At 75.8% G+C, this 7016-nt stretch carries 2 protein-coding genes; both read right to left on the bottom strand.

The features are described from left to right. On the bottom strand, positions 1-1730 hold a 1730-nt coding region (locus STBA_RS31225; RefSeq protein ID WP_171987827.1), incomplete at its 3' end, for a beta-ketoacyl synthase N-terminal-like domain-containing protein. A 44-nt stretch (positions 1731-1774) separates the two neighbouring features. After that, positions 1775-7016 (bottom strand): type I polyketide synthase (locus STBA_RS38130; RefSeq protein ID WP_171987826.1); only part of this gene is annotated, 5242 nt, incomplete at its 5' end.

Here is a 7016-nt window from a genome sequence, read left to right as displayed (position 1 = left end):
AACACCTCCGACTCCCCCCACAACTCCACACCCATCCCCACCCACTGCGACCCCTGACCAGGAAACACAAACACCGGGCGGCGGGCGCCGCTCACCACGCGTCCGCGGATTTCGTCCTCGCCGATCAGCACCGCGCGTTCGTCGAAGGCGGAGCGTCCGGTGGCCAGGGAGAATCCGAGATCCCTGAGGGCGGCCGAGTCCGGTGCACCGGCGCCGATGATGCCGCGGACGCGTTCCGTCTGGGCGAGCAGGGCGGGCTCGGTCCTGGCGGACAGGACGAGTGGGGTGGTGACCGGGGGCTCCGTCGCCGCTTCCGGCGTGGCGTCGGCGTCGGAGCCGTCGTCCAGCGGGGCCTGTTCGAGCACGACGTGGGCGTTCGTGCCGCTGACGCCGAACGACGACACGGCGGCGCGGCGCGGGCGGGCGGTCTCGGGCCACGCCGTCTCGTCGCTGAGGAGGCGCACGGCGCCCGCGTCCCAGTCGACGTGGCTGGTCGGCTCGTCGGCGTGCAGGGTGGGCGGTAGCGTGCCGCGGCGCATGGCCTCGACCATCTTGATGACGCCCGCGACCCCGGAGGCGGCCTGCGTGTGGCCGATGTTGGACTTCAACGAGCCGAGCCACAGCGGCCGTTCGGTCTCACGTTCCTGGCCGTAGGTGGCGATGAGCGCTTGGGCCTCGATGGGGTCGCCGAGTGTGGTGCCGGTGCCGTGTGCCTCGACGGCGTCCACGTCGCCGGGGACCAGACCGGCGTTGTCCAGTGCGGCGCGGATGACGCGCTGCTGGGAGGGCCCGTTGGGGACGGTGAGCCCGCTGCTCGCGCCGTCCTGGTTGACGGCCGAACCCCGCAACACCGCCAGCACCCGATGGCCGTTCCGCCGCGCGTCCGACAACCGTTCGAGCAGCAGCACGCCGACGCCCTCGGCCCAGCCGGTGCCGTCCGCGCCCGCCCCGAACGCCTTGCACCGGCCGTCGGGGGCGAGCCCGCGCTGACGGCTGAACTCCACGAACATGCCGGGGGTGGCCATCACGGTGGCGCCGCCGGCCAGCGCCATCGAGCATTCGCGCTTGCGGAGCGCCTGGCAGGCCAGGTGGATGGCGACGAGGGACGAGGAGCAGGCCGTGTCGACCGTCACGGCGGGGCCCTCGAAGCCGAAGGTGTAGGCGATGCGGCCGGTGGCGACACTGCCCGAACGGCCGCTGCCGAGGTAGCCCTCCAGTTCGGCGGGGGTGTGCGCGAGGTCGGTGGCGTAGTCGCTGTAGGCGACTCCGGCGAAGACGCCGACCGCCTCGCCGCGGAGCGAATCGGGGCGGATCCCGGCGCGTTCCATGGCCTCCCAGGAGGTCTCCAGCAACAGCCGCTGCTGCGGGTCCATGGCCAGCGCCTCGCGCGCGCTGATGCCGAAGAACTCGGCGTCGAAGTCGCCGACGTCGCTGAGGAATCCGCCCCTGCGGGTGTAGGAGGTGCCGGGCGTGTCGGGGTCGGGGTGGTAGAGGGCCTCGATGTCCCAGCCGCGGTCGGCGGGGAAGTCCGTGATCTCGTCGCGGCCTTCCGATACCAGCCGCCACAGGTCCTCGGGAGTACGTACTCCGCCGGGGTAGCGGCACCCCATGCCGACGAGGGCGATGGGTTCCCGGTCCGCCGCCTGGACGTCGTGCAGCCGCTCGCGGGTACGGCGCAGGTCGGTGGTGACCAGCTTCAGATAGTCGCGGAGCTTCTCTTCGTTCGACATCGGTCCTCTTCGGGCGGGAGCCGGGCGGGTGCAGGCGGGGACGGTCAGGACAGGCCGAGGTCCTTGTTGATGAGGTTGAACAGCTCGTCGTCCGTGGCGTCGGCGATGGCCTCGTCGGTGGCCCCTCCGGCGGCGGCACCGCCGGTGGGCCGCCACCTGGCGAGCAGCCGTTCGAGCCGGTCGGCGACGGCGAGGCGTTCCTCGTCGCCGACTTCCTCGACGGGCAGGGCGCCCAGGGCGGCTTCCAGGGCGTCGAGACCGGCGGCGGGCGTCGGCGCCCGGCGGGCCGGCGCCGCGGGCGTGGCCGCCGCGTCGAGGAGCGAGGCGAGTTCGGTGGCCATGTGGCGGGCCAGCGCCTCCGGCGTGGGGTGGTCGAACAGGGAGGTGGAGGCAAGCCGCAGGCCGGTGACCTCGTTCAACCGGTTGCGCAGGTCGACCGCGGCCAGGGAGTCGAACCCGGCCTGCGTGAACCCGCGGGCCGGGTCCACCGCGTCGGGGCCCGCGTGGCCGAGGGCGAGCGCCGCCTTGCCGCGGATCAGGTCGAGCAGCACGTCGTGCCGCTCGTCCGGGGTGCGCCCGGTCAGGCTCCGCCGCAGCGCCGCGGCCTCGGCGTCCGCGCCGGGAGCGGCGGTGGTGGCGGCGGTGGCGCGCCGGGGGCGGGCGGGTACGAGTTCGCTCAGCAGCGGCGGCACGGACTCGGCCGCGCGCAGCGCGATGGCGTCCAGGCGCAGCGGCACCAGGTGGGGTTCGGAGGTGGCGCCGGCCGCGTCGAACAGCGCCATGCCCTGCGCGGCGGTCAGCGGAACGGCGCCCGACCTGGCGAGCCGGTCGCGGTCGGCGCGGCCGAGGCCGCCCGCCATGCCGGTCTCCCACGCGCCCCAGGCGAGGGACTGCGCGGGCAGCCCGGCGGCGTGCCGATGGCGGGCCAGGGCGTCGAGGAACGCGTTCGCCGCCGCGTAGTTGCCCTGCCCGGCGCCGCCGATGACGCCCGCGGCGGACGAGAACAGGATGAACGCCGACAGGTTCATGTCCCGGGTGAGGTCGTGCAGATGCCAGGCGGCATCGGCCTTCGGCCGGAGGACGCCGTCGAGCCGGGCCGGGGTGAGGCCGTCGACGACTCCGTCGTCCAGGACGCCCGCGAGGTGGACGACGGCGGTCAGCGGGTGGTGGCGTTCGTCGGCGAGCAGTACGGCGAGCGCGTCGCGGTCGGCGACGTCGCAGGCACGCAGGTCGACGGTGGCGCCAAGCCCGGTGAGTTCCGCGGCCAGCTCCGCGGCGCCGGGGGCGTCACCGCCGGAACGGCTGACCAGCAGCAGGCGGCGCACGCCGCGTTCGGTGACGAGGTGGCGGGCGAGCCCCTGCCCCAGGGCGCCGGTCGCGCCGGTGACCAGGACGGTGCCGTCGGGGTCCCAGGGCCGGGGCGCGGGCGGCCCCTCCGCGGTGGCTGGGCGTTCCGCGTCGGCGGGGACGAGGCGCGGAACGTGCACGGTGCCCGCGCGGAGCGCGAGCCTCGGCTCGTCCGAGGCGAGTGCCGCGGCGAGGAGCCGCGGGTCCAGAGGCAGGTCCGCCTCGGCGTCGAGGAGGACGAACCGGCCGGGGTGTTCGGTCTGGGCGGAGGCGACCAGGCCCCAAACGGTTGCCGCGGCCGGGTCGCCGACCGCGTCGCCGGTGTCCGTGGCGGTCGCGGGGGCGGTGGCACCGTGGGTGACCAGGACGAGGCGTGCGGCGTCGAACGGGCCGGCCGGCCACGCCTGCACGTGGGCGAGCGCCCGGTGCGCGGCGTCGTGCGCGGCATCCGGCAGGGACAGCGCGGGATCGGGTCCGCAGGACACGAGGACGGTATCCGGCACGGGCGCGCCATCGGCGACGGCCTTTTCGAGGGCCATGAGATCGGCGTGGTGGGCCGTTCCCGCCAGGCCGGCGAGGCGTTCCTCCCCGAGGGTGGCCCAGCGGGCCTGCGGGTCCTCGGCGCCCGGACCGCCCGGGCTGTCCGGACCGGCGGGGCCGGCCGCGGGCAGTGCCCGCCAGGCAACGCGGTGCAAGGAGCCCCGGCGCGGCGCGAGTTGGTCCGCGCCGATGCGGCGGGTGACGAGCCTGCCCACGCTGGCGACGGGCAGTCCTTCGGGGTCCGTCAGGGTCACCGAGACACCGTCCGAGCCGGTGGCACGCAGGCGGACGTGCAGCGCGGTGGCGCCCGCCGCTTGGCGGGTGACGCCGTGCCAGGCGAACGGCAGCCGGCCGGTGGACTCATCGAGGGTGTCGAGGCCGCCCGCGTGCAGGGCGGCGTCGAGCAGCGCCGGGTGGATGCCATAGCGGGCGGCGTCGCCGAGGTGCTCCTCGGGCAGAGATACCTCGGCCAGCACGTCGTCACCGTCGCGCCAGGCGGCGCGCAGTCCGCGGAAGGCCGGGCCGAGGTCGAATCCGCGGGCGGCGAACCGCTCGTAGAAGTCGTCCGTTCCGATCGGAACGGCGCCGGGCGGCGGCCAGGCCGCGGCCTCCGGCTGCGGGGCCACGGCGTCGCCGACTGCGGTGAGCACGCCGGTGGCGTGCCGCGTCCACGGGGCTTCGGTGTCCGCGGCGGGGCGGGAGTGCAGGGTCAGCGGGCGGCGGCCGGTCTCGTCGGGGGCGCCGACGCGGACCTGTGCCAGTGCCGCGGCGCCGCCGGACGGCAGGAGGAGCGGCGCTTCGAGGGTCAGTTCCTCGATGGTGTCGCAGCCCGCCAGATCCCCGGCGTGCCAGGCCATCTCCACCAGGGCGGTGCCGGGCACCAGGAGCGTGCCGAGGATGGTGTGATCGCCGAGCCACGGCTGGTCGGCCGTGGACAGCCGCCCGCTGAGGAGCAGCCCGTCGCCGTCGGCGAACGCGACGGCGTCGGGCAGCAGCGGGTGCGCGTCCGCCGCGGCGCCGGGCGCGCCGGGGGCGAGCCAGTAGGTGCGGTGCTGGAAGGCGTAGGTGGGCAGGGGAACGGCCCGCACGTGCGCGTCCGTCCGCGCCGCGGCGCGGGCGTCGGCCGTGCGGGCGTCGGCCGTGCGGGCGTCCGCGCCGCGGTCCGCGAAGTAGGCGACGCGGTCGGGCGCGTGGCCGCGCACGTGCAGGGTGCCGAACGCTGCGGCGAGCGTCACGGCCTCGTCGTGCCCGCCGCGCAGGGCGGGCACGAACGCGGTGTCGCGGGCCTCGGGCAGGCAGTCCTCGCCCATGGCGGACAGCACGGCGTCGGGGCCGAGTTCGAGGAAGGTGCGCGTGCCCTGCGCGTACAGGTGCGTGATGCCGTCGGCGAACCGCACGGCCTGCCGGGCGTGCCGCACCCAGTAGTCGGGACTGCCCAGTTCGTCGCCGTCGATGACCGTGCCGGTCACGTCGGAGACCACGGGGATGCGCGGCGGGTGGAAGGCGACACGTTCGGCCACGGCGGCGAACTCGGTGAGCATGCCGTCCATGTGCGGGGAGTGGAAGGCGTGGGAGGTGCGCAGCCGCTTCGTCTTGCGGCCCGCCGCCGTCCAGTGGGCGGCGGCCTCGTCGACGGCGTCGGCGTCACCGGCCAGCACGACGGCCAGCGGCCCGTTGACGGCGGCAAGGGCGAGCCGTTCCGCGCGCGTGGCGAGGAAGGCCGCGGCCTCGTCGGCGCCTGCCTGGACCGCGAGCATCGCGCCGTCGGCGCGCTGGGCCTGCATCAGCCGGCCGCGGGCGGCGACGAGCAGGCAGGCGTCGGCGAGGGACAGGACGTCGGCGGCGTGCGCGGCGGCGAGTTCGCCGATGGAGTGCCCAAGCAGGTGGTCGGGCCGCACCTGCCAGGACTCCAGCAGCCGGAACAGCGCGATCTGCACCGCGAACAGCGCGGGCTGCGCATACGCGGTGGTGTCCAGCGCGGCGGGGTCCTCGTCGATGACCTGCCGCAGCGGCCGTTCCAGGTGGCGGTCCAACTCCGCGCAGACGGCGTCGAACGCGGCGCCGAACGCGGGGAACCGCGCGGCGGCGGCCAGGCCCATGCCGGGCCGCTGACTGCCCTGTCCGGTGAACAGGAACGCCAGCTTGCCGCCGTCCGGCGCGCCCCGCACGACGTGCGGCGCGTCGGCGCCGGCGGCCAGCGCGTCCAGTGCGGCGAGCAGCGGCGTGCGGTCCCCGCCGTCCGGCACGGTCACGGCGGCGCGGTGGCCGAGGGCCGCCCGGCCGACGGCGAGGGCGTGCGCCAGATCGTCCGGGCGCAGGTCCGGGTGGGCGGCGAGGTGGCCGGCGAGCCGCGCGGCCTGGGCGGGCAGCGCGTCGGCGGTGTGCGCCGAAAGCAGCACGGGCGCCGGGAGCGGGTGCCGCGCGTCGTCGCCGTGGTCGGATGCGGCGGCCGTCTCGGCGGGGAGTTCGAGAACGGCGTGGGCGTTGGTGCCGCTCACGCCGAAGGAGGAGACGGCGGCCCGCCGCGCGCGCCCGGTCTCCGGCCAGGCGGTCTCCTCGGTGAGAAGACGCACATGCCCCGCCTCCCAGTCGACGTGGGAGGAAGGCCGGTCGATGTGGAGCGTTCTGGGCAGCACGCCGTGCCGCATGGCCTGCACCATCTTGATGACGCCACCGACCCCGGCCGCCGCCTGGCTGTGCCCGATGTTCGACTTCAACGAACCCAGCCACAGCGGCCGTTCGGGATCACGGCCCTGACCATAGGTGGCGATGACCGCCTGCGCCTCGATCGGATCACCCAGCGTGGTGCCGGTGCCGTGCGCCTCCACCGCGTCCACCTCGGCCGCGGACAGACCCGCGTTGGCCAGCGCCGTACGGATCACCCGCTGCTGCGCCGGACCGTTCGGCGCCGTCAGCCCGTTGCTCGCCCCGTCCTGGTTCACCGCGGTACCGCGGACCACCGCCAGCACCTGATGCCCGTTGCGCCGCGCGTCAGAAAGCCGCTCAAGCAGCAGCATGCCGACACCTTCCGCCCAGCCGGTGCCGTCCGCCCCTTCGGCGAACGGCTTGCACCGGCCGTCCGGCGCGAGCCCGCGCTGCCTGCTGAACTCCACGAACGCGCCCGGGGTCGCCATCACGGTGACGCCGCCCGCGAGCGCCATGGCGCACTCGCCGCCGCGCAGCGACTGCGCGGCGAGGTGCAGCGCGACCAGCGAGGAGGAACAGGCCGTGTCAATCGTGAGGGCCGGGCCTTCGAGGCCGAGCGTGTAGGCGACGCGACCGGAGGCGACGCTGCCCGCGCTGCCGTTGCCGAGGTAGCCCTCCAGGTCGCGGGCTGCGGCCGAGCCACTGCCGTACCCGCCGTGGATCAGGCCGGCGAAGACGCCGACGTCCTTGCCG

This window comes from Streptomyces sp. MP131-18 (assembly GCF_001984575.1).
GTDB classification, from domain to species: domain Bacteria; phylum Actinomycetota; class Actinomycetes; order Streptomycetales; family Streptomycetaceae; genus Streptomyces; species Streptomyces johnsoniae.
Note: the sequence above shows the minus strand (reverse complement) of the source record. Positions and strands in the feature narration are given on the sequence as shown.